Here is a 22,144-nt window from a genome sequence, read left to right as displayed (position 1 = left end):
GCGCTGGGCCTGCCCGCGGACCTGGCCCGCCGCCGCCCCGACATCGCGGCCGCCGAGGCCCAGTTGCACGCCGCCACCGCCCGCATCGGCGTGGCCGTGGCCGACCTGTACCCGCGCGTGACCTTGGGCGCGGGCTTCGGCTACGAGTCGGTGGGCGGCGACAGCTTCACCGACTGGGGCAGCCGGCAGTGGCACGTAGGCCCGTCGATCAGCCTGCCGCTCTTCGACGGCGGGCGCCGGCGCGGCACCATCGAGCTGCGCGAACTGCAGCAGCAGGAAGCCGCCGTGGCCTTCCAGCAGACCGTGCTCAAGGCCTGGCACGAGATCGACACCGCGCTCACCGGCTACACCGCCGAGCGCCGGCGCCAGGCCGAGCTGGCCGAGCGCGAACGCCGCAGCCGCGACGCGCTGGTGCTGGCGCATGCGCGCTACGCCGGCGGGCTCACCGACTTCGGCGTGGAGCTCGATGCGCGCCGCGCGCTGCTGCAGGCGCGGCGCGACCAGGCACAGAGCACGAGCCGGCTCGCGGTCGGCCTGGTGGCGGTCTACAAGGCGCTGGGCGGCGAAGCGCCGTTACAACAAAACTGAAACCAACGGAACATGCACACTAAAATATCCACCGGTTTCGGGGATTGACAAGCCTGCCTGAGAACAAGCCAGCGCATCTCCCGGTACCCCCTGCATAGCGGGGCAGCCCGCCTGGGCCCGGCCTTTCCCGAGGCGGGCGCAAGCGCCGTCCGTCCGAGATTTTCGCCCCCGCGCCCGGGGAGAACCGATGCGAGCCCTCTTCTCGCCGCGCGCAATTGCAGCACTCGCGAACCTGGCGTTCGCGCTACCCATTCTCATCGCGCTGTCTGGAATGACGGCCCCCGCCTTCGCCGCCATGGACGAAATCGGCCGCGCCGCGCCCAGCAGCCACCGCCTGAAGTTCTACGTCGACCCCACGCTCGCCGCCGACATCGGCCCGGCCGAAGCGGGCCGCCGGCTCGCGCAGTACGTGGCCGACGTCAACACCGTCTTCACCCGCGAGACCGTGCGCAGCTTCGTCTTCGACCCCGCCACCGACCTGCAGCTGGTGGCGCCCGCCGCTGCACCGCCGTGCAGCTACAACGGCCTCGTCAACGGCGAGGTGGTGGTCTGCGTGACCAAGTCGACCCGGGGCTACAGCCACGGCGGCCTGTCGACCAGCTGGACCTTTCCGCAGAAGGGCGTGACCTGGAACCTGAACTGGATCGCCATTCACGACCCGCTGCGCCTGTCGCGCGCCATCACCCAGGCCGCGCCCGAGTCCACCGAGAAGGACTACCTCGGCCGCCAGCTCAAGACCCTGCTGCACGAGCTGGAGCACGTGTTCGGCGCCGGCGCGGGCGAGTACTACAACGGCATCGCCGTGGCCGACACCACCGGCGTCGCGCCCGTCACCGACCTGGCGCTGTCGAACGACGCCGACCGCTACTGGTGGACGCGCCAGAACTGGCGGCTCGACCCGCTGCTGGGCACCGTCTTCGAGCAGCGCCGCGACCCCGCGGCCAACCGCATCGCCACGCTGGAGATGATCCGCTTCACCGCCGGCACCAAGGCCAACATCGACACCGACTGGAGCGACTGGCCCAAGCTCGGCAGCTCGAAGTTCATGGCCGCCACCACCGCCACACAAGTGCGCGTGACCGACCGCGACAGCGGCGCCGCGCTGCCGGGCGCGCAGGTGTCGGTGTGGCGCAACCCCGGCGCCCAGAAGCCGCTGGTGCTGCTGGTGACCGGCGTGGCCGATGCGGCGGGCCGCTTCCAGTTCGACTGGGACTGCGGCTTCAGCTGCTTCGCCGTGGGCAAGTCGACGCTGCTGGTCAAGGCCAACGCGCCGGGCCGCGCGCCGGGCGCGAGCTGGTTCACCATCTTCGACGCCTTCGAGCAGAAGGCCGTGCAGGGGCTGCCGATGTTCACCATCGACCTCGCGCTGGGCGGCGCCGACGTGACGCCGCCGACCGTGTCGGTGTCGGCGCCGGCCACCGCCGTGGTGGGCCAGCCCACCACCATCGCGCCGGCCGTGGTCGACAACGTGGGCGTGTTCGGCGTCAAGGTGATCGGGCCCGACAGCATTCCGATCTGCACCTTCACCGCCCCGCCCTACACCTGCAGCTGGACCCCGGCGAGCGCGGGCGTGCAGACGATCAAGGTCGTCGGCGTGGACGCGGCGGGCAATGCCGCGAGCGCAACGGCCCACGTGATCGTCAACCCGCCAGTCGACAGCACGCCGCCCGCCGTGGCCATGAACGCGCCGCTGGCGGCCGCGGCCAGGGTGCCGGTCTCGCTGGCGGCCAATGCATCGGACAACATCGCCGAAGTGCGCTTCGTGGTCGACGGCAAGACCGTGTGCAAGCTGCAGGCCGCGCCCTTTGCCTGCAACTGGACGCCTGCCTCGGCGGCTACGCCAACATCGAGGCGCGCGCCACCGACGCATCGGGCAACGTCGCGAGCGTGTCCGCGCTGGCGCGCGTGAACCCGTAGCAAGCAGGCCGCCGGCTACGCTTTCTTCTTGCTTGTCTTCGCGCCGCCATTTGCCTCTTCAGGCAGCGGCACGTTGGTGAAGCTCACGTTGCCCAGCCCCGTGCCGATGGTCAGCACGCCCCAGTGCTTCACGTCGCGCATGAAGGGCAGCTCGCTCAGGCCCTGCACCACCGCGTCGTTGTGCATCAGCACCAGCATCGGGTCGGCGCCCAATGTCAGCATGCGGCGCCACACCGCCGTCGGCAGGTGGAAGGCGTGGCTCTCCCAGTCGCCCGGCAGGTTCTGCGCGCCGCGCGCGATCGAGCCGTCGGAGCGGATCAGCCCCGGGCAGCCGATGCCGATGAAGGGCGCGAGCCGGATCTTCTTGCGCTCGCTGTAGCGCACCATGTCCATCAGCATGTCCGCGATGTGCTCGACCATGTGGCTGCGGTTCGGGCCCTCGTCGGCATGGCGCCACTTCTCGCGCCGCAGCACTTGCGCCCGGGAGAAATCGCGCGCCTTGCGGTAGCGCGTCTTCACGATGCCGCAGCGCACGTTGGTGCCGCCGATGTCGACGGCCAGGATGGCGTCGTACTTGCGCAGCAGCGCGGGCGGCGTGAGGTGTACCCAGCCGATCAGCCCGCCGTCGTCCACGTTGTGCGAGAGCCGGCCCAACTGCACGTGCAGCCCCAGCTCTTCGAGGATGGCGCCCGTCTGCAGCACCGCGCGCTCGCCCACGTCGCTCTCGGGAAAGCCGCCGCCGATGACGATGCGCTCGACCTTGTGCCACGACGGCTGGCGCAGGAAGCGCTGGATCACCGACGCCAGCTCTTCGGTGAACTCCTCGATCACGCCGTGCATCACGTCGCCAGCCTCCGAGGCCTTCTTGGCGCCCAGCACCTTGTCGAGCTCCTTCTTGCTGAGGTCGCGCGAATGCAACTCGCCGAGCGGGTCCTTGCCGTTCTTGCGGCGGCGCTTGCGCCAGCGCTCGAGCAGTTCCCGGAAAGCCGTCTGGCTGGCCTGGTCGCCGACGAAGCCGTCCTTGTCGCGCAACTGCAGGCTGTAGCCCTCGACATGCACGCCGGGGAGTTCGCGCAGGCCGTGCACGTCGGCGGCGGGCAAGGATTCGGAGCGGGGAGGTTCGGGCTTCGAGGGGATGGGCTTCATGCAGTGGATGGTGCGCCCGGCGTGGCCGTGGGCCCATCGGTTGCGCGCACGATGGCGTGTAGGAGATGGGCGGGTACGACGACGTCAGCCCACCGGGAACGAAGCCAGCACCCGCCCCGCGAGCGCGCTGGCAATGTGGCGCGTCACCACATGCACCTCCAGCTTGAGAGTGAACCCGCGCGGCAACGCCAGCAGGCTGACGCCCGAAGGCACGATTCGCTTCAACCCCGACTGGACGATGGCGAACCCCAGCCCCGCGGCGACCAGTTCCAGAGCCATGGAAGGCTCGGCCGCCTCATGGCGAACGTCGGGCGCGAAGCCCGCGCGCTCGCATGCCGCCATCATCTCCGCACGTCCGTCGGGTGAGGCCTGCCGGGGAAGAAAGATGAAAGGCGCGCCGTCGAGCGCCTTGGCACTGGGGCGTTGCCCCGAGGCAAGCGGATGCTCGTTCGCGACGGCGAGCGCATACGCTTCCTGCAACACGAGCCGGCTGGCCAGTTCATCCTTCGGCGCGGCCGCGCGATGCGTGAACCCGACATCGATCTCACCTCGACGCAAAGCCTCGAACTGCGCCGCCGACCTCGACAACCGCAACTGGATCTCGACCTCCGGGGATTGCCGCTTCAATGCGCGAAGCGCCTTGCGCAGCACGCCTGAGTGAATGGCGCTCTCGACGTAGCCAACGGCCAGGGTGCCCGCGCCGCCCGCAACCTCTTCGCGCACACGGGCCTCCAGCCTGGCGGAAGCTGACAACAGCTGGCGGCACTCGCCGAGAAAACGATGCCCCGCCGCCGTGAGTTTCAGCCGCTTGCCGGTGCGCGCGAACAGGACCAGCCCGAGCCGCGCCTCCAGCGCGATGACTTGCCGGCTCAAGGGCGACTGCGAGATATGAAGTCGCTCGGCCGCTCGCGCGATGCTTTCCGACTCGGCGACGGCCACGAAGTAATGCAGTTGCTGCAGGTCGAGCATCAAGACCTTTCAGGTCGTTTATGGGTCCAAAACGGACGTGGACGAGCATAAGCCTGCACGGAATCATCCAGCGATCGACCTCAACGCACTGGAGAAAAACATGGCGCTCACCCGCTTCGGATTCATCGTCACAGGCGCAGGCCTCGATCCTGCGCATGACCGCTGCGTGATGGAATCGGAGTCCGGGCGCTTCCGGATGGTGGTGATCGGTGTGCCGACAGCCGCCGAAGGCCCCGCCGCCGCGCGCGCCCTGCTGACCGAAGGCGTGCAACTGATCGAGCTGTGCGGAGGCTTCGGCCCATTGGGCACAGCCGCCGTGCTGACGGCCATCGACGGCGCCGTGCCGGTAGGCTCGGTTGGCTACGGACCGGAATCCATCGACGCATTGCAGCGGCTGTTCGCGACCTGAGCCCGGCATTGGCCGCCTCGCTGGCGGCCGCGTATGTCTATACACTGGCCGCGATGCAATTGCCTTGCCGCATCCTCTGGCGCGCCACCCTGCTCTTCCTGCTGGCATGGCTCGGCGCCACGGCCACCGCCCACGCCGCGGACGACACGCTGCGCGTCGGCTCCAAGCGCTTCACCGAGTCGTACATCCTCGCCGAGCTGCTGGCGCAGACCGCCGCGCCGCACACGGCATCGCCGCCCGTGGTGCGACAAGGCCTGGGCAACACGGCCATCGTGTACGAGGCGCTGCGCTCGGGCGCGATCGACCTGTATGCCGAATACACCGGCACCATCGCGCTTGAAATCCTCAAGGGCTCGCCGGCCGACACGCGCGAAGCCATGAATGCGGCGCTCGCGCCGATGGGCCTGGGCGTTGCCATTCCATTGGGCTTCAACGACGGCTATGCGCTCGCGGTGCGCGCGGCCGACGCCGACCGGCTGGGCCTGCGCACCTTGAGCGACCTGGCGAAGCACCCCGAACTCAAGCTCGGCCTGTCGAACGAATTCATCGGCCGCGCCGACGGATGGCAGGGCCTGGCCGCGCGCTACGGCTTCACGCAGACGCCCACCGGCCTCGACCACGGGCTGGCCTACGACGCGGTGGCCGCCAAGCAGATCGACGCCATCGACATCTACACCACCGACGCGAAGATCGACCACCTCGGCCTGCGCGTGCTGGAGGACGACAAGAAGTACTTCCCGCGCTACGACGCCGTGGTGCTCTACAAGCTCGACCTGCCCACGCGCCTGCCCCAGGCCTGGGCCGCGCTGAAGACGCTCGAAGGCCGTGTCGACGAGCACGCGATGATCGCGATGAACGCGCGCGCCGAGTTGCAGAGCGTGCCCTTCGACGTGATTGCGCGCGACTTCCTCGCGAGCACGGGCAAGGACGCCGAGGCGCGGCAGCCGAAGGAAGAGCGTCGCGGCTTCACGGCCAAGCTGTTCGGCCCCGATCTCTGGAAGCTCGCGCGGCAGCACTTGTTCCTGGTTGCGCTGTCGGTCGGCATCGCCATTCTCATCGGCGTGCCGATCGCGATCCTGGTGTTCCCTCATGTGCGCTTGCGCGCGGTGGTGCTGGGCTTCGCGAGCCTGCTGCAGACGGTGCCGTCGCTGGCGTTGCTGGCGGTGCTGATTTCGATGCTCGGCGCCATCGGCGCGTTGCCGGCGTTGATTGCGCTCACGCTCTATTCGCTGTTGCCGATCATGCGCAACACGGTGACGGGCCTGGCGGAAGTGCCCAACGGCCTGCGGCTGGCCGGCACCGCCCTCGGCATGACGCCACCGCAGAGCCTTCAGTTGGTGTTGCTGCCGTTGGCGTTGCCCACGCTGCTGGCGGGTGTGCGCACGGCAACGGCAATTGCCATCGGCACGGCGACCATCGCGGCCTTCATTGGCGCGGGTGGCTTCGGCGAGCGCATCGTGACGGGGTTGGCCCTGAACGACCGCGAGCTGCTCGTTGCCGGTGCTCTGCCGGCGGCAGCTCTTGCCCTGTTGAGCGAAGGGATCTTCGAGCTCGTCGAGTACCTGATGCGGAGGCGTCGACGCGCGCCGCCGTCTTCTTTGCCGGTTTGAGGTGACTGTCGTTCGGGGCGGGTGCACAGGACACCGGGTACTCCCCTCCGCGAATGTCCCCCGGCCTGCGGCCTCCTCCTTTATTTCGCTGCGGGGAGCACCCGATGCCCTGCGCACTTGGGCACGCCGCTGGTCAACCGCCGATCAACAAGGGCTCTGATAACGCTCACGTCGGCGGTGTGCTCTGCGCAGCGAAATAAAGGAGGAGGGGCGAAGCCCCGGGGGACATTCGCGGAGCAGAGCACACCGTCGGCGGGAGCGCGCCCCGAACACCCCCCGGAAACTCAAGCCAGTGTGTAAGCCGTCTTCACCGTAGTGAAGAACTCCTGCGCGTACTTGCCCTGCTCGCGCGGACCGTAGCTCGAACCCTTGCGGCCGCCGAAGGGCACGTGATAGTCCACACCCGCCGTCGGCAGGTTGACCATCACCATGCCGGCCTGGCTGTGGCGCTTGAAATGCGTGGCGTACTTCAGCGACGTGGTGGCGATGCCGGCCGACAGGCCGAACTCGGTGTCGTTGGCCGTGGCCAGCGCTTCCTCGTAGTTCTTCACGCGGATCACACTGGCGACCGGGCCGAAGACTTCTTCCTTGTTGATGCGCATCGCGGCCGCCGACTCGCTGAACAACGCAGGCGACATGTAGTAGCCGTCGGTCTCCAGCTTCAGCAGCTCGCCGCCGGCCGCCAGCGTGGCGCCCTCGTTCTTGCCGATGGCGACGTATTCCATGTCCTGGTCGAGCTGCGACTTCGACGAGACCGGGCCCACGTCCGTGCCTTGCGCCAGCGCGTCGCCGACCTTGATCTTGGCCATGCGCGTCTTCATCGCTTCGATGAACTTCGGGTAGATGCCTTCGGTGACGATGAGGCGGCTCGACGCCGTGCAGCGCTGGCCCGTCGAGTAGAACGCGCTCTGCACGCTCAGCTCCACGGCTTGCGCGAGGTCGGCGTCGTCAAGAATCACCTGCGGGTTCTTGCCGCCCATTTCGAGCTGCACCTTCTTGTGGTTGGTCACGCACTGGATCGCGATGTTGCGGCCCACGCCCACCGAGCCCGTGAAGCTGATCGCGTGGATGCCGGGGTGCTTGACCAGCGCCTCGCCGATCACGCTGCCGCGGCCCATCACCAGGTTGAACACGCCGGCCGGAATGCCCGAGCGGCTGATGATTTCGCTCAGTGCCCATGCGCTGCCCGGCACCAGGTCGGCCGGCTTGAGCACCACGCAATTGCCGAAGGCCAGCGCGGGAGCGATCTTCCAGGCGGGAATGGCAATCGGGAAGTTCCACGGCGTGATGAGGCCGACCACGCCGACCGGCTCGCGCGTGATCTCCACGCCGATGTTCGGCCGCACCGACGGCAGCACCTCGCCCGACAGGCGCAGGCACTCGCCCGCGAAGAACTTGAAGATCTGGCCCGCGCGCGTAGCCTCGCCGATACCTTCGGCCTTGGTCTTGCCTTCTTCGCGCGCCAGCAGCGTGCCCAGCTCTTCCTTGCGCGCCAGGATCTCGTTGCCGATCTTGTCGAGCGCGTCGGAGCGCGCCTGGATGCTGCCCGTGGCCCAGGCCGGGAAGGCGGCGGTGGCGGCGGCCACGGCGGCGTCGACATGGGCGGCATCGCCCTGCGTGTACTGGCCGAGCACGTCGGCCAGGTTGCTGGGGTTGACGTTGGGGCTGTAGCTTGCGCCGGCACGCCATTCGCCAGCGATCAGGTTGTCGAAGTTCTGCATGTTGTGTTCCTTGCTGCTCGATGAAAAGAAAGAAGCCGGAGCGTTCAGGCTCCGGCTGCGGAAAAGGAGAAACGAAAAGACCGCGCCTTCAGCGAACCATACACGGACGCTTGTTGTCGAAGGTCCAGTTCGGAATCAGGTATTGCATGGCCTGCGCGTCGTTGCGCGCGCCCAGGCCGTGCTTCAGGTAGAGCTGGTGCGCCTTCTCAACGGCGTCCATGTCGAGTTCCACGCCCAGGCCGCCGCGCGTGGGCACCTTCACGAAGCCGCCCTCGATCCGCAGCGGCGCCTTGGTCAGGTGCTGGCCGTCCTGCCAGATCCAGTGCGTGTCGATGGCCGTCACCTTGCCCGGCGCGGCGGCGGCCACGTGCGTGAACATCGCGAGCGACACGTCGAAGTGGTTGTTCGAATGCGAGCCCCAGGTCAGGCCCCAGGCCTGGCACAGCTGCGCCACGCGCACCGAGCCTTGCAGGGTCCAGAAGTGCGGGTCGGCCAGCGGAATGTCGACCGACTGCAGCGACAGGCTGTGCACCATCTCGCGCCAGTCGGTGGCCACCATGTTGGTCGCGGTCGGCAGGCCGGTGGCGCGGCGGAACTCGGCCATCACCTCGCGGCCCGAGAACACGCCTTCGGCGCCGCACGGGTCTTCGGCATAGGCCATCACGCCGTGCAGGTCGCGGCACAGGCGAATGGCGTCCTGCAGCAGCCAGCCGCCGTTGGGGTCGAGCGTGACGCGCGCCTGCGGAAAGCGCTCGTGCAGCGCACGGATGGCCTCGACCTCTTCTTCGCCGCGCAGCACGCCGCCCTTGAGCTTGAAGTCGGTGAAGCCGTAGCGCGCGTGCGTGGCCTCGGCCAGCCGCACGATGGCCTCGGGCGTCATGGCTTCCTCGTGGCGCAGGCGGAACCAGTCGTTGTCGGCGCCGGGGTCGCTCTCGTAGGCAGATCGGTCTTCTGGCGGTCGCCACGTAGAAGAGGTAGCCGAGCATCTGCACCGCGTCGCGCTGCTGGCCTTCGCCGAGCAGCGCCGCCACCGGCACTTCGAGGAACTGGCCCAGCAGGTCGAGCAGCGCGGCCTCGACGGCCGTGACCGCATGGATGGTCACGCGCAGGTCGAAGGTCTGCAGGCCGCGCCCGCCGCTGTCGCGGTTGGCGAAGGCGCTGCGCAGGCTGTTGAGCACGGCGTTGTGCCTGCCGATGGGCTGGCCGACGATCAGGCCGCGCGCGTCTTCCAGCGTCTGGCGGATCTTCTCGCCGCCGGGCACTTCGCCGACGCCGGTGTGGCCCGCGCTGTCGGTCAGGATCAGCAGGTTGCGCGTGAAGAACGGGCCGTGCGCGCCGCTGAGGTTCATCAGCATGCTGTCGTGGCCCGCGACGGGAACCACGCGCATGCCGGTGACGACGGGGGCGCCGGACACGGCTTGGGAAACAACGGAATCAGGACTTGTCATCTTCGGGCTCGGTGCTTCAGTCAGCGGTGATGTGGCGAGTGTCGATCAGGGTCTTCCAGCGCGTCCACTCGCGCAGCTGGAAAGCGGTGAATTCCTCGGGCGTGCTCGCGACGATCTCCAGGCCCTGGTCGAGCATGCGCTTCTTCGTCTCAGGGTCCTGCATCGCGGCGATCACCGCGTCGCTGAGCTTCTTCTTCACGGCGGGCGGCAGCCCCTTGGGCGCGGCCATGCCCTGCCACGAATAAACCTCGGCACCCTTCACGCCGGCCTCGGCCAGCGTGGGCACGTCGGGCAGCACGGGCGAGCGCTTGTCGCCGGTGACGGCAATGGCGCGCAGCTTGCCCGCGCGGATGTGCGGCAGCACGGCGTTCACGTTCTGGAACGAGAAGTCGACCTGGTTGCCCAAGAGGTCGTTGACCGCCGGCGCGCCGCCCTTGTAGGGCACGTGCACGCCTTCGGTCTTTGTCTGCTGCCAGAACAGCTCGGCCGCGAGATGGTCGGACGAGCCGTTGCCCGAGCTCGCGAACGAGACCTTGCCCGGCGTCTTGCGCAGCAGCGCCAGCACGTCGGCCACCGTGCGCTCGGGCCGCGCGACATTGGCAACCAGCACGTTGGGCGCCTGCACGGGCACGCTGATGTAGTCGAAGTCCTTGGTGGCGTCGTAGGGCACGCTCTTTTGCAGGTGCGGCGTGACGACGAAGGCGCCGAGCGAAGACACCAGCAGCGTGTAGCCGTCGGGCGCGGCGCGCTTGACCTGGCCGGTGCCGATGGTGCCGGTGGCGCCGGGCCGGTTGTCGACGACGAAGCTGCCGCCGAGCCGGGTCTGCAGCTGCAGCGCCAGCGCGCGCGCCACCATGTCGGTGGAGCCGCCGGCCGGAAACGGCACGATGATGGTGACCGGCTTCTGCTGCGGCCATGCATCGGCCTGCGCCGAGGCGTGCAGCGGCAGCAGCGCGGCGGTTGCGCCAAGCGCGAGGCCCGCCGCGAGAAACGCTCTTCTCTGGTTCATGCGCGCTTCCGGTCAGGGGTTGAGGCGCACGGCCTGGCGGGCCAGCAGCTTCCAGTTGCCGCCCTGCTTCTGCCAGACGCCGAGGATCTTCAGCGCGACCTTGCCGGGCTTGCCCGCGTCGTTGGTGTCGGCCGTGAGCGTGTGGCGCACGATGGCGGTGCCGGCATCGACCACCTTGATGCTCTGGTCGGTGATGGCGATGGTGACGAAGTCGGACTTGCCGTCCATCAGGTCGCTGATGAAGCTGGTCTTGGTGTCGACCTTGCCACCCGAATGGCCGTAGCTCAGGTCGTCGGCCACCAGCGCACCCAGGGCGGCGGCGGTCGGGTCGATCATCGCGACGCGCAGGCGCTCCGCGGCGGCGGCCACCTCGGGCTGGGCCGTGGCGGCACTGCCCGCCGGCATCATCGCGCAGCCCGAGAACAGGGCCGCCGCGGCGGTGATGAGGAAGAAGCTCTTGAGGCTCATGTCGTCTTGTCTCCGTTGTTCTTTTCTGGCGGCGAGCGCTCTTTACTGCGGGCCGAGCGCGTCGATCAGCGCCTTGAGCTGCTCGACTTCGGCGGGCTTGAGGTCGGTGAGCGGCGCGCGCACGGGGCCCGCGTCGTGGCCGACGATCCTGGCGCCGGCCTTGACGATGCTCACGGCGTAGCCCGGCACGCGGTTGCGCAGCTCCAGGTACGGCATGAAGAAGTTCTTCAGCAGGCGGTGCTGCGTCGGCAGGTCGTCGGCGGCCACGGCCTTGTAGAAGTCCATGGCGGTCTTCGGAATGAAGTTGAAGACGGCCGACGAGTACACCGGCGTGCCCATCGCCTTGTAGGCGGCGGCATAGACCTCGGCCGTGGGCAGGCCGCCCAGGTAGGCGAAGCGGTCGCCCATGCGCTGGTAGATGGCGACCATGGCTTCGATGTCGCCGATGCCGTCCTTGAAGCCCACGAGGTTGGGGTTGCGCTCGGCCAGGCCGGCCAGCGTTTCGGGCTTGAGGCGGCTCGATGCGCGGTTGTAGACGATCACGCCGAACTTCACGCTCTTGCACACCGCTTCCACATGCGCGGCCAGCCCTTCCTGGCCGGCTTCGGTGAGGTAGTGCGGCAGCAGCAGGATGCCGTGCGCGCCGGCTTTTTCAGCGGCTTGCGCGCACTCGATGGCGAAGCGCGTCGGGCCGCCGGCGCCGGCAATGATCGGCACCACGCCGCGGCAGGTGTCGACGGCGGTCTTGATGATGCGGGGTACTCGGCGCCCGTCAGCGAGAAGAACTCGCCCGTGCCGCCGGCCGCGAACAGCGCGCTGGCACCGTAGGGCGCGAGCCATTCGAGGCGCTTGACGTAGCCCTGCGCATTGAAGTCGCCGTTGCTGTCGAAGTCGGTCAGCGGGAACGAGAGCAGGCCGGAGCCCATGATGGTCTTGAGTTCTTGCGGGTTCATGGGGAAGAGTCCAGTGAAAGTTTGAAAAAGAAAATGGATGGATGCGGCTGGCCGGTCAATCGAGCTTGACGTTCGCATCCTTGATGACTTGCGCCCAGCGTGCGCGCTCCTTGGCAAAGAACTGGTCCTGCTCGGGCGCGGTCATGGTCACGACTTCGGCGCCCTGCCCCGCGAGGCGGGCGCGAATGTCAGGTGTGCGGATGATGCGAACCAGTTCGCGGTTGAGCCGCGTGATCACCGCGTCGGGCACGCCGCGTCCCGCGACCATGCCCTGCCAGGTGCCCGACTCGTAGCCGGGCGCGCCCTGCTCCGCGATGGTGGGCACGTTGCCGATCAGCGGCATGCGCGTGGCCTTGGACACGGCAATCAGCTTGAGCTTGCCGGCCTGCACCTGCGGGTAGGTGGCGAGCATGCCGTTCATCAGCACCTGCGTCTGGCCCGAGACGGTGTCGAGCACCGCCTGCACGCCGCCCTTGTAGGGCACGTATTCCCACTTGGCGCCGACCTTGCGCTGCAGCTCGATGCCTGCCAGGTGCGCGGTGCTGCCGCTGGCGGTGACGGCAAAGTTGAGGTCGCTTTTCTTCGAGAGCTCGACCAGCTCCTTCAGCGTGCTCGCCTGCACCGAGGGGTGCACCACCAGCAGGTGCGGCGAGTAGGCCAGCATGGCCACGCTGCGCAGGTCCTTCGACGGGTCGAACGGCAGCTTGGGGTACAGCGACGGGCTGATGGCCAGCGCGCCCAGGTCGCACAGCATCAGCGTGTAGCCGTCGCCCGGCGCCTTGGCCAGCAGGTCGGCGCCGAGGTTGCCGTTGGCGCCCGCGCGGTTGTCGATGATGACCGACTGCCCCAGCGCCTCGGACAGCGGCTGGCTGATGGACCGCGCAATGATGTCGGACGAACCGCCCGGCGGGTACGGAACGATGATCTTGATCGGCTTGGACGGCCAGTTGCCGCCGGCTGCCGGCGTGCCCTGCGCGAAGGCGCGCCCGGGCAGGCTGGCGGCCAGCGTCGTGGCCAGTGCGGCGTTGAGTGCGCCGCGTCGGTTGATGGTCATGCTGCCTCCTGTTGTTCGATGGTCGTCATGGCTACGCCCGGCACGCCGTGCGAGTTATCAGTCATCGTACAACTACAAAACAACTTGTCCAGCTTGCCGGACAAGAAAATTCAGCGGGAGGGGGTGTGGTCGGACGAGGCCGCGCTCGCGGCGCCCGAAGCACCACCCGAAGCATCGGCCTTGGCCTTCTGCTGCGCGGCCTCCTGCGCCATGCGCAGCCGCTCGCGGCTGTTGGTCAGGTGGATGCGCATGGCGGCGCGGGCCGACTCGGGGTCGCGCCGCGCGATGGCCGCGTAGATCTCTTCGTGCTCGCGGTTCACGCGGCTCAGGTACGGCGCCCCGCCCTCGTGCGTGCGGATGGCGCTGATGCGCGTGCGCGGAATGATGGTGGTGCCCAGGTGCCGCATGATGTCGGCGAAATACGGGTTGCCGGTCGACTGCGCGATCTGCAGGTGAAAGCGGAAGTCGGGCGCCACCGTGTCGCCGGCCACCGCCACGTTGTGCTCGAAGTCGTCGAGCGCCTGGCGCATGGCGACCAGCTGCTCGTCGGTGCGGCGGCTCGCGGCCAGGCCGGCCGACTCGGTCTCCAGGCTGATGCGCAGCTCCAGCACGGCCAGCACGTCGACCGAGGCGGCGATTTCGCCGGGGTCCAGGCGGAACACGCCGCCCGGCCGGGGCTGCAGCACGAAGGTGCCCACGCCGTGCAGCGTCTCGACCAGCCCGCCCGCCTGCAGCTTCGACAGCGCCTCGCGCACCACGGTGCGGCTCACGCCATAGGCCTGCATGATGGCCGACTCGGTCGGCAGCTTGTCGCCCGGCCGCAGCGACTGGCTGCGGATTTTCTCGCCCAGGTCTTCCACCAGCCCGTGGGCCAGGCCCCGGCGCGCGGGCGCGGGCGCCCCACGAAGGCAGCGCCCGCCCCCGCGCCGGCGGGCGCGGTTTCCACCGGCGCTTCTGATACCAAGGGATTACCCGCAGTCGACTGAACCATGGCCACGATGATAATCTCCAACTAGTTGTACGACAACAGATAACTTATCACTCAAATCCCCTGGAAGCCGCTCCGCTTGGCGCTTGTGCCTTCCAGGAAGGCATTGGCGGTCCGCACGGCACTCACATGAAGTATTCCCTCGACTTCGCTCCGTTGGCATCGTACTGGCCCGTTTTCATCAACGGGGCATGGCTTACGCTGAAGATGACCGCCCTGGCGGTCCTCATCGGCGTTTGCGTCGGCACGCTGGTCGCCTTTGCCAAGCGCAGCAAGATCAAGCCGCTGTCGCGCGCCTGCACCATCTACATCGAGATCGTGCGCAACACGCCGTTCCTGGTGCAGATCTTCCTGCTGTATTTCGGCCTGGCCAGCTTCGGCGTGCGCATGCCGACCTTCGCGGCCGCCGTGCTGGCATGGTCATCAACATCGCGGCCTACGCCGCGGAGATCATCCGCGCGGGCCTGGAGTCGGTGCCGCGCGGGCAGATCGAGGCGGCCGAATGCCTGGGCCTGTCGAAGTGGCGCATCGGCTGGCACGTGATGCTGCAGCCGTCCATCGAGAAGGTGTACCCCGCCCTCACGAGCCAGTTCCTGCTGATGATGCAGGCCTCGGCCATGGCCTCGCAGATCTCGGCCGAGGAACTCACGGCCATCGCGAACACCGTGCAGTCGGACACCTTCCGCTCGCTGGAAACCTACATCGTGGTGGCGGCGCTGTACCTGGTGCTGTCGCTGTTCATCAAGCTGGTGACCTGGGCGCTGGGCGAATACATGTTCCGCCGCCGCCGCGTGGTGCGCCGTGCCGCCGCGCAGGCCGGCAAGGCGCAACCCGTGGCGCAGGCAGCCCACGTGGCCGTGCAGGGGGGGGCCGCATGAGCATCGGTCATTTCACCTTCACGCACCTGATGTACCTGGTGCAATCCATCGGCTGGACGCTGCTGCTGTCGGCCATCGCGTTCGCGCTGGGCGCGGTCGGCGGCTTCGGGCTGATGCTCGCGCGCATTTCGCCGCGCGCGTGGCTGCGCTGGTGCGCGGTGGTCTACATCGAATGCATCCAGGGCATTCCGCTGCTGATCCTGCTGTTCATCGTGTACTTCGGCCTCTCGGTGTATGGCCTCTCGCTGCCCTCGCTGGTGGCGGCCGGGCTGGCGATGATGATCTACGTGAGCGCCTACCTCGGCGACATCTGGCGCGGCTGCATCGAGGCCATGCCCAAGCCCCAGTGGGAAGCGTCGGAGTGCTTGGCGCTCTCGCGCTGGCAGACGTTGCGCCTGGTGATCATTCCGCAGGCCGTGCGCCTGTCGCTGCCGCCCACGGTCGGCTTCCTGGTGCAGATCATCAAGATGACTTCGCTGGCCTCGGTGATCGGCTTCGTCGAGCTCACGCGCGCGGGCCAGATCATCAACAACACCATCTTCCAGCCCTTCCTGGTTTTCTTCCTGGTCGGCGCTTTCTATTTCGCCCTGTGTTATCCGCTGTCGCGTTGGAGCGAAGCGATGGAGAAGAAGCTCAATGTCGCCAATCGTTAAGCTGGACCACGTCTATAAAAGCTTCGGAGCCAACCAGGTTCTGAAGGGCGTCTCCTTTGAAGTCGCCAAGGGCGAAATGATCGCCATCATCGGCGCCAGCGGCTCGGGCAAGAGCACGGCGCTGCGCTGCATCGACCGGCTCGAGGTCATCGACAAGGGCACCATCGAGGTGTGCGGCATCCGCGTCGACAGCCCCAACGTCGACCTCAAGCAGCTGCGGCTCGAAGTGGGCATCGTGTTCCAGAGCTACAACCTGTTCCCCCACCTCACGGTGCAGGAGAACATCATGCTGGCGCTGCGCCACGTCAAGAAGCAGTCGCGCGGCGAAGCGGCCGAAGTGGCCATTCGCGTGCTCGACCAGGTGGGCCTGAAGGCCAAGGCCGACGCCTACCCCGAACAGCTCTCCGGCGGCCAGCAGCAGCGCGTGGCCATTGCCCGTTCGCTCGCGATGTCGCCCAAGGTCATGCTGTTCGACGAGGTCACCTCGGCGCTCGACCCGCAGCTCACCGGCGAAGTGCTGCGCGTGATGGAAGACCTCGCGGCCGGCGGCATGACCATGCTGCTGGTGACGCACGAGATGGCCTTCGCCAAGCGCGTGGCCGACCGGATCATCTACATGCACCAGGGCACCGTCTGGGAGACCGGCCCCGGCGAAATGCTCGACGCGCCCAAGACGCAAGAGCTGCATGCCTTCCTGAACAACGGGCTGTAAACAGGCAGCCCGAGTCATTCGCTCCCACATCCAACCACTCCAGGAGATATTCAATGAAACTCGGCAACGCCTTCACCCGCACCTGCATCGCGCTGGCCCTCTTGGGCGGCGTCGCGCAAGCCGCGCTCGCCGACCAGCTCGACGACATCAAGAAGGCCGGCAAGGTGCGCGTGGCCATCGCCATGGGCACGCCGCTGTTCAGCTTCGCCGACGCCAACCTGCAGCCCACCGGCTCCGACGTGGACACCGCCACGCAGCTGGCCAAGGACCTGGGCGTGAAGCTGGAGATCGTGTCGATCACCAACGCCGCGCGCGTGCCCACGCTGCAGGCCCAGCGCGCCGACCTCGTCATTGCCGACCTGTCGATCACGCCCGAGCGCGAGAAGGTCGTCGACTTCTCGGTGCCCTACGCCGTCATCAGCATCATCGTGGGCGGCCCCAAGAGCATCAAGGTCGCCGACTACGCCGACCTGAACGGCAAGCGCATCGGCCTGACGCGCGCCACCGTGAACGACACGCTCACCACGCAGCAGGCCAAGGGCGCGGAAATCGTGCGCTACGAAGACGACGCCACGCTCATCACCTCGATGGTCACGGGCCAGATCGACCTGTTCTCCAGCACGCCGTCCAACCTCAGCGAAATGGTCAAGCAGGCGCCGGCCAAGAACCTGGAGCTGAAGTTCTCGCAGAAGGATTTCGACCTGGGCATCGCGCTGAACAAGGAGCAGCCCAAGCTCAAGGAATGGGTCAACAACTGGGTCGTGGCGAACCAGAAGAACGGCAAGCTCAACGCCATCTACAAGAAGTACCACGGCCGCGACCTGCCCGAGCGCATCACCAAGCTGTGACAGGACAAGCGACGATGCAAGACGCCAAGAAACTCAAGCGCCTGCTGCTGACCGGCGCCGCCGGCGGCCTGGGCAAGGAGCTGCGCGAGCGGCTCAAGCCTTATGCCGACGTGCTGCGGCTATCGGACATCGCGTCGCTGGCACCGGCCGCCGACGCGGCCGAGGAAGTCGTGCCCTGCGACCTCTCGGACAAGGCCGCCGTCGATGCGCTGGTGAACGGCTGCGACGCCATCGTCCACCTGGGCGGCGTGTCGGTCGAGCGGCCGTTCGAGGAAATCCTCGAGGCCAACATCAAGGGCGTGTTCCACGTCTATGAAGCGGCGCGCCGCCACGGCGTGAAGCGCGTGGTGTTCGCCAGCTCGAACCACGTGATCGGCTTCTACAAGCAGAGCGAGCACATCGACGCCCACGCCGTGCGCCGGCCCGACGGCTACTACGGCCTGTCGAAGTCGTTCGGCGAGGACGTGGCGCAGTTCTACTTCGACCGCTGGGGCATCGAGACGGTGAGCATCCGCATCGGCTCGTCGTTTCCCGAGCCGCTGAACCGCCGCATGATGAGCACGTGGCTGAGCTACCGCGACCTGACGACGCTGATCGAGAAGTCGCTGTTCACGCCGGACGTGAAGCACACGGTGGTCTACGGCATGTCGAACAACCGCGACATCTGGTGGGACAACAGCGCGGCCGCGCACCTGGGCTTCGTGCCGCAGGACGGCTCCGAGGTGTTCCGCGACAAGGTCGAGGCACAGCCGCCCGTGGCGCCCACCGACCCCAACGCGATCTACCAGGGCGGCGCCTTCACGGCCCAGGGCCCGTTCGGCGATTGAACGCAGGCACCGGACGCATGCAAGCCGAACTCGTTCTCGACGCCCGCAACGGCACCGGTGAAAGCCCGGTGTGGCATGCCGCGGAGCAGGCGCTCTACTGGGTCGACATTCCCGCGCGCACGCTGAACCGCTGGCATGCGGACCAAGGCCACGCGAAGTGGAGCGCGAACGAAATGATCGCCTGCATCGCGCCGCGCGCCGACGCGTCCGGCGAATGGATCGCGGGCATGGAAAGCGGCCTGTTCTCGGTGAAGCCGCAAGCGGACGGCACGCTGGCCGCCACGCCGCTTTCGCCCGTGGCGCACGCCGCGCCGGCCATGCGCTTCAACGACGGCCGCTGCGACCGCCAGGGCCGTTTCTGGGCCGGCACCATGCTGCTGGACATGGCCGCCGCGCGCGCGTCGGCAGGCTCTACAGCTACGCCAGGGGCGACACCCACGCCGCCCTTCGCCTCGATGATTTCATCGTGCCCAACGGCCTGGCCTTCAGCCCCGACGGCCGCACGATGTACCTGTCGGATTCGCACCCCACGGTGCAGGCCGTCTGGGCCTTCGACTACGACACCGACAGCGGCACGCCGGGCAACCGCCGCCTGTTCATCGACATGAAGCCGCTGCCCGGCCGCCCCGACGGCGCCGCCATGGACACCGACGGCTGCTACTGGATCTGCGGCAACGACGCGGGCCTGGTGCACCGCTTCACGCCCGACGGCCGGCTCGACCGCTCGCTCGAGGTGCCGGTGAAGAAGCCCGCCATGTGCGCCTTCGGCGGCGCCGGGCTCGACACGCTTTTCGTGACCTCCATCCGGCCCGGCGGCATCGACCTGTCGGACCAGCCGCTGGCCGGCGGCGTGTTCGCGCTGCGGCCCGGCGCGCAGGGCATCGCCGAGCCCGCCTTCGGCCCATGACCCATGACCCCATAGCCCTTGCTCACCTGTTGACCCACTGATCCGCTGCGTTTTCTTTTCATCCACCGAGGAGCCATCAAAAATGAAATCACTACAAATGAAGAAGCTGGCAGGCCTGATCGCGATCGGCCTGATCGCACTCACGGCATCGAACGTCACCACGGCGCGCACCTTCCGCTCGGCGGAAGTGCATGCCAAGGACTTCCCGACCAACCAGGCGGTGAAGTTCATGGGCGACGAACTGTCGAAGGCCACGGGCGGCAAGGACAACATCAAGATCTTCGCGGACAGCTCGCTGGGCTCCGAGAAAGACACGGTCGAGCAGGTGAAGATCGGCGCCCTCGACATGGTGCGCGTGAGCAGCGCGTCGTTCCACGGCATCGTGCCGGAGTCGGTCATTCCGTCGCTGCCCTTCCTGTTCCGAGACATCGAGCACTTCCGCAAGGCCATGTACGGCCCCGCCGGCGACAAGGTGCTGGCCGCGTTCGAGAAGGCCGGCTTCATCGGCCTGTGCATGTACGAAAGCGGCGCGCGCTCGGTCTACGCCAAGAAGCCGATCAAGTCGGTGGCCGACATGAAGGGCCTGAAGATCCGCGTGCAGCCGTCCGACCTGATGGTCAGCCTGGTGAGCGCCACCGGCGCCTCGCCCACGCCCATGCCCATCGCCGAGGTCTACACCGGCCTGAAGACCGGCCTGGTGGACGCCGCCGAGAACAACTACCCCTCGTACGAGGAAGCCAAGCACTTCGAGGCCGCGCCGGTCTACTCCGAGACCATGCACGTCATGACGCCCGAGGTGCTGGTGTTCTCCAAGAAGATCTGGGACACGCTGAGCAAGGAACAGCAGACCGCGATCCGCAAGGCCGCGAAGGACTCGGTGCCCTACTACGTGAAGCTGTGGGAGCCGCGCGAGAAAGACGCCAAGGCGGCCGTCATCAAGGGCGGCGCCAAGATCGTCTCCGCCGCCGAAATCGACCGCAAGGGCTTCGTCGACGTCGAGAAGCCAGTGTGGGACAAGTTCGCGACCACGCCGGAGCAGAAGGCGCTGGTGCAGGAAATCGTCAACACCAAATGAGGCCCGTGGTCTTGCGCTTCCCCTTCCGGGGGATGCGCAAGGCAGGACATTCATATGCACTTGTTGACTCAACTGAACGCGCGGCTGTCACGCTGGGCGATGTACCTGGCGTGCGTGTGCCTTGTCGGCCTGCTCGCGGTCGTCGTCTACGGCGTGGTGCTGCGCTACGTCTTCAATGACGCTCCGCCGTATGTCGAGCAGGTCGCGCTGCTGCTGGTGATCTCGGTCGCCATGTTCGGCGCCTCCGCCGGCGTGCGGGACGCCGGGCACATCGGCCTGGACTCGCTGGTGAAGGTGCTGCCGCCGAAGGCGCAGTTCTGGTGCAAGGCGCTCGTGTGCGTGCTGACCATCGGCTTCGCCATCGCGCTGTTCGCGGGCGGGGCCGAAATGGCGGTCTCGACGCGGGAGTCGACCATTCCCACGCTGGGGCTGTCCGAAGCCGTGCGCTACGTGCCGGTTCTCTTCGCGGGGGTGCTGATCACCCTCTTCTCCCTCGAGCACCTGGCTGCTCAGTTCACCGGCCTGAAGGTCGTTCCATCATGGCATTGACAGTGCTGTCCCTGAGCTTCGTGCTGTTCCTGCTGCTGGGAATGCCGGTGGCCTTCGCCATCGGGCTGAGCTGCCTGGCCACGTTCGCTTACGAAGGCCTGCCGTTCGAGACCGCCATCCAGATGATGGTCTCGGGCATGAACGTGTTCTCGTTCCTGGCGATTCCGTTCTTCATCTTCTCGGGCGAGCTGATGCTGCACGGCGGCATCGCCGACAAGATCGTGGCGTTCGCGCGCAGCCTGGTCGGCCACTGGAAGGGCGGCCTCGGGCTGGCCAACGTGGTGGCCTCCACCTTGTTCGGTGGCGTCTCGGGCTCGCCCGTGGCCGACACCTCGGCCATGGGCGGCGTGATGATCCCGATCATGAAGCGCGAGGGCTACAGCGCAGCCTACGCGGTGAACGTGACCACGCACGCGTCGCTGTCGGGCGCGCTGATGCCGACCTCGCACAACATGATCATCTACGCCTTCGCGGCGCAGGCCGCGGTGGGCACCATCGGCGACCACGTGATCAAGGGCGTGTCGATCGGCGACCTGATGTTCGCGGGCCTGATCCCGGTGTTCTGGATCATGGTGTGCATGCTGGTGGCGGCCTACTGGCAGGCGGCCAAGCACGGCTACCCCAAGCGCACCGACGGCAGCACGCTGGTCGAGCGCTTCCCGGGCTGGGGCATGGTGGCCAAGACCTTCCTGGCGGCCATTCCGGGCCTGCTGGTGATCGTGATCATCCTGGTGTGCGTGATGGAGGGCATCGCGACGGCCACGGAGGCGGCCGCGATCGCGGTGACGTATTCGCTGCTGCTCACGGTGGTGGTCTACCGCACGATGACGCGCGAGAAGCTGTTCAAGTCGCTGGCCAAGGCCTCGAAGACCACGGGCGTGATCCTGCTGCTGATCGGCGTGTCGAACATGCTGCGCTACCAGATGGCCTACCTGGAGATTCCGGACGCGATCGAGTCGGTGCTGCTGGCCGCGACCACCAGCCCGTGGCTGATGCTGCTGTACATCAACCTGATCCAGATCTTCCTGGGCATCTTCCTGGACATGGCGGCGCACATCCTGATCACCACGCCGCTGTTCCTGCCGCTGGCCATCCAGATGGGCGTGGGCCCGGTGCAGTTCGGCATGATGCTGCTGCTGAACTGCGCGCTGGGCCTGGTGCATCCGCCGGTGGGCACGGTGCAGTTCATCGGGTGCGCGATAGGGAAGATATCCATCGGGGAGGCGACGAAGACCGCCTGGCCCTACTATCTGGCGATCTTCATCGCCATCACCCTGGTGACCTATGTGCCGGCCTTCTCGACCTGGCTGCCGACACTGCTGACGGGCCACAAGGTGCTGTAAGCAAGACAAGGTTTCCACGATGAGCAATGCCGCCAACGGAGCCTCGCCGCTCTACATCCGCATCCATGCCAG

18 protein-coding genes and 4 pseudogenes are annotated in these 22,144 nt (G+C 67.6%); 13 read left to right on the top strand and 9 right to left on the bottom strand.

Annotated features, from left to right (window positions below; all coding sequences use genetic code 11):
* Both BMG07_RS32205 and BMG07_RS32200 read left to right on the top strand, forming a co-directional pair.
* A partial coding sequence (locus tag BMG07_RS32205; RefSeq protein WP_198087913.1) for a TolC family protein occupies nt 1-588 on the top strand: 588 nt, incomplete at its 5' end.
* 187 nt (nt 589-775) lie between these two features.
* Complete coding sequence (locus BMG07_RS32200; RefSeq protein ID WP_269759602.1) at nt 776-2,497, top strand: Ig-like domain-containing protein; 1,722 nt, start codon at nt 776-778, stop codon at nt 2,495-2,497.
* A 23-nt stretch (nt 2,498-2,520) separates the two neighbouring features.
* Here BMG07_RS32200 and BMG07_RS32195 read toward each other — a convergent pair whose 3' ends face one another.
* Together BMG07_RS32195 and BMG07_RS32190 are read right to left on the bottom strand one after the other, a co-directional pair.
* Nucleotides 2,521-3,651, bottom strand: a complete 1,131-nt coding sequence (locus BMG07_RS32195; RefSeq protein WP_198087912.1) for an ROK family protein — start codon at nt 3,649-3,651, stop codon at nt 2,521-2,523.
* An 84-nt stretch (nt 3,652-3,735) separates the two neighbouring features.
* Entirely contained in the window at nt 3,736-4,620 is an 885-nt protein-coding gene (locus tag BMG07_RS32190; protein ID WP_198087911.1) for a LysR substrate-binding domain-containing protein, read from the bottom strand.
* 100 nt (nt 4,621-4,720) lie between these two features.
* Between BMG07_RS32190 and BMG07_RS32185 the strand changes: the two genes are divergently transcribed.
* Entirely contained in the window at nt 4,721-5,029 is a 309-nt protein-coding gene (locus tag BMG07_RS32185; protein ID WP_198087910.1) for a DUF6506 family protein, read from the top strand.
* Nucleotides 5,030-5,082: 53 nt separating this feature from the next.
* Nucleotides 5,083-6,639 (top strand): glycine betaine ABC transporter substrate-binding protein, encoded by a 1,557-nt coding sequence (locus BMG07_RS32180; protein ID WP_198087916.1) that lies wholly within the window; start codon nt 5,083-5,085, stop codon nt 6,637-6,639.
* Nucleotides 6,640-6,923: 284 nt separating this feature from the next.
* Here the strand turns inward: BMG07_RS32180 and BMG07_RS32175 are convergent, their stop codons facing one another.
* From BMG07_RS32175 to BMG07_RS32145, 7 genes and pseudogenes are all read right to left on the bottom strand, one after another.
* On the bottom strand, nt 6,924-8,360 hold the full coding sequence (locus BMG07_RS32175; protein ID WP_198087909.1) for an aldehyde dehydrogenase family protein: 1,437 nt from the start codon (nt 8,358-8,360) through the stop codon (nt 6,924-6,926).
* Nucleotides 8,361-8,448: 88 nt separating this feature from the next.
* Nucleotides 8,449-9,808, bottom strand: a pseudogene (gene gudD, locus BMG07_RS32170) (glucarate dehydratase).
* A 16-nt stretch (nt 9,809-9,824) separates the two neighbouring features.
* A complete protein-coding gene (locus BMG07_RS32165; RefSeq protein WP_198087908.1) occupies nt 9,825-10,817 on the bottom strand; it encodes a tripartite tricarboxylate transporter substrate binding protein in 993 nt (330 codons plus the stop codon).
* A 12-nt stretch (nt 10,818-10,829) separates the two neighbouring features.
* Nucleotides 10,830-11,285, bottom strand: a complete 456-nt coding sequence (locus tag BMG07_RS32160) for a nuclear transport factor 2 family protein (protein ID WP_198087907.1) — start codon at nt 11,283-11,285, stop codon at nt 10,830-10,832.
* Between the two features lie 42 nt (nt 11,286-11,327).
* Nucleotides 11,328-12,238, bottom strand: a pseudogene (gene kdgD / locus BMG07_RS32155) (5-dehydro-4-deoxyglucarate dehydratase).
* A gap of 55 nt (nt 12,239-12,293) precedes the next feature.
* Entirely contained in the window at nt 12,294-13,292 is a 999-nt protein-coding gene (locus tag BMG07_RS32150; RefSeq protein ID WP_198087906.1) for a tripartite tricarboxylate transporter substrate binding protein, read from the bottom strand.
* Nucleotides 13,293-13,402: 110 nt separating this feature from the next.
* Nucleotides 13,403-14,152, bottom strand: a complete 750-nt coding sequence (locus BMG07_RS32145) for a FadR/GntR family transcriptional regulator (RefSeq protein ID WP_374221350.1) — start codon at nt 14,150-14,152, stop codon at nt 13,403-13,405.
* A 257-nt stretch (nt 14,153-14,409) separates the two neighbouring features.
* Between BMG07_RS32145 and BMG07_RS32140 the strand changes: the two are divergent.
* From BMG07_RS32140 to BMG07_RS32100, 9 genes and pseudogenes are all read left to right on the top strand, one after another.
* A pseudogene (locus BMG07_RS32140) lies at nt 14,410-15,158 on the top strand (amino acid ABC transporter permease).
* The gene (locus tag BMG07_RS32135; RefSeq protein ID WP_198087905.1) at nt 15,155-15,811 is read left to right on the top strand and encodes an amino acid ABC transporter permease; all 657 of its coding nucleotides are present in this window, start codon (nt 15,155-15,157) and stop codon (nt 15,809-15,811) included. The pseudogene BMG07_RS32140 and the gene BMG07_RS32135 overlap by 4 nt, the downstream one beginning before the upstream one ends.
* Nucleotides 15,795-16,523, top strand: coding sequence for an amino acid ABC transporter ATP-binding protein (locus tag BMG07_RS32130; RefSeq protein ID WP_269759601.1), 729 nt, complete (start codon nt 15,795-15,797; stop codon nt 16,521-16,523). The genes BMG07_RS32135 and BMG07_RS32130 overlap by 17 nt, the downstream gene beginning before the upstream one ends.
* Before the next feature lie 53 nt (nt 16,524-16,576).
* A complete protein-coding gene (locus tag BMG07_RS32125; protein WP_198087904.1) occupies nt 16,577-17,371 on the top strand; it encodes a transporter substrate-binding domain-containing protein in 795 nt (264 codons plus the stop codon).
* Between the two features lie 14 nt (nt 17,372-17,385).
* Entirely contained in the window at nt 17,386-18,198 is an 813-nt protein-coding gene (locus BMG07_RS32120; protein ID WP_198087903.1) for an NAD(P)-dependent oxidoreductase, read from the top strand.
* A gap of 17 nt (nt 18,199-18,215) precedes the next feature.
* Nucleotides 18,216-19,105, top strand: a pseudogene (locus BMG07_RS32115) (SMP-30/gluconolactonase/LRE family protein).
* 82 nt (nt 19,106-19,187) lie between these two features.
* A complete protein-coding gene (locus BMG07_RS32110; RefSeq protein WP_198087902.1) occupies nt 19,188-20,180 on the top strand; it encodes a TRAP transporter substrate-binding protein in 993 nt (330 codons plus the stop codon).
* 54 nt (nt 20,181-20,234) lie between these two features.
* Nucleotides 20,235-20,729, top strand: coding sequence for a TRAP transporter small permease (locus tag BMG07_RS32105; protein ID WP_198087901.1), 495 nt, complete (start codon nt 20,235-20,237; stop codon nt 20,727-20,729).
* Nucleotides 20,720-22,072 (top strand): TRAP transporter large permease, encoded by a 1,353-nt coding sequence (locus BMG07_RS32100; protein ID WP_198087900.1) that lies wholly within the window; start codon nt 20,720-20,722, stop codon nt 22,070-22,072. The genes BMG07_RS32105 and BMG07_RS32100 overlap by 10 nt, the downstream gene beginning before the upstream one ends.
* The last annotated feature ends 72 nt before the right edge of the window (nt 22,073-22,144 follow it).

This window comes from Variovorax sp. E3, from assembly GCF_016082275.1.
In the GTDB taxonomy this organism is placed as follows: Bacteria; Pseudomonadota; Gammaproteobacteria; order Burkholderiales; family Burkholderiaceae_C; genus Variovorax.
The sequence above is the reverse complement of the archived record's forward strand: the minus strand, read 5'-3'. Positions and strand labels throughout refer to the sequence as shown.

Coding starts and splice junctions, on each gene's coding strand:
- BMG07_RS32200 (WP_269759602.1), top strand. CDS start 776: ATGCGAGCCCTCTTCTCGCCGCGCGCAATTGCAGCACTCGCGAACCTG.
- BMG07_RS32195 (WP_198087912.1), bottom strand. CDS start 3,651: ATGAAGCCCATCCCCTCGAAGCCCGAACCTCCCCGCTCCGAATCCTTG.
- BMG07_RS32190 (WP_198087911.1), bottom strand. CDS start 4,620: ATGCTCGACCTGCAGCAACTGCATTACTTCGTGGCCGTCGCCGAGTCG.
- BMG07_RS32185 (WP_198087910.1), top strand. CDS start 4,721: ATGGCGCTCACCCGCTTCGGATTCATCGTCACAGGCGCAGGCCTCGAT.
- BMG07_RS32180 (WP_198087916.1), top strand. CDS start 5,083: ATGCAATTGCCTTGCCGCATCCTCTGGCGCGCCACCCTGCTCTTCCTG.
- BMG07_RS32175 (WP_198087909.1), bottom strand. CDS start 8,360: ATGCAGAACTTCGACAACCTGATCGCTGGCGAATGGCGTGCCGGCGCA.
- BMG07_RS32165 (WP_198087908.1), bottom strand. CDS start 10,817: ATGAACCAGAGAAGAGCGTTTCTCGCGGCGGGCCTCGCGCTTGGCGCA.
- BMG07_RS32160 (WP_198087907.1), bottom strand. CDS start 11,285: ATGAGCCTCAAGAGCTTCTTCCTCATCACCGCCGCGGCGGCCCTGTTC.
- BMG07_RS32150 (WP_198087906.1), bottom strand. CDS start 13,292: ATGACCATCAACCGACGCGGCGCACTCAACGCCGCACTGGCCACGACG.
- BMG07_RS32135 (WP_198087905.1), top strand. CDS start 15,155: ATGAGCATCGGTCATTTCACCTTCACGCACCTGATGTACCTGGTGCAA.
- BMG07_RS32130 (WP_269759601.1), top strand. CDS start 15,795: ATGTCGCCAATCGTTAAGCTGGACCACGTCTATAAAAGCTTCGGAGCC.
- BMG07_RS32125 (WP_198087904.1), top strand. CDS start 16,577: ATGAAACTCGGCAACGCCTTCACCCGCACCTGCATCGCGCTGGCCCTC.
- BMG07_RS32120 (WP_198087903.1), top strand. CDS start 17,386: ATGCAAGACGCCAAGAAACTCAAGCGCCTGCTGCTGACCGGCGCCGCC.
- BMG07_RS32110 (WP_198087902.1), top strand. CDS start 19,188: ATGAAATCACTACAAATGAAGAAGCTGGCAGGCCTGATCGCGATCGGC.
- BMG07_RS32105 (WP_198087901.1), top strand. CDS start 20,235: ATGCACTTGTTGACTCAACTGAACGCGCGGCTGTCACGCTGGGCGATG.
- BMG07_RS32100 (WP_198087900.1), top strand. CDS start 20,720: ATGGCATTGACAGTGCTGTCCCTGAGCTTCGTGCTGTTCCTGCTGCTG.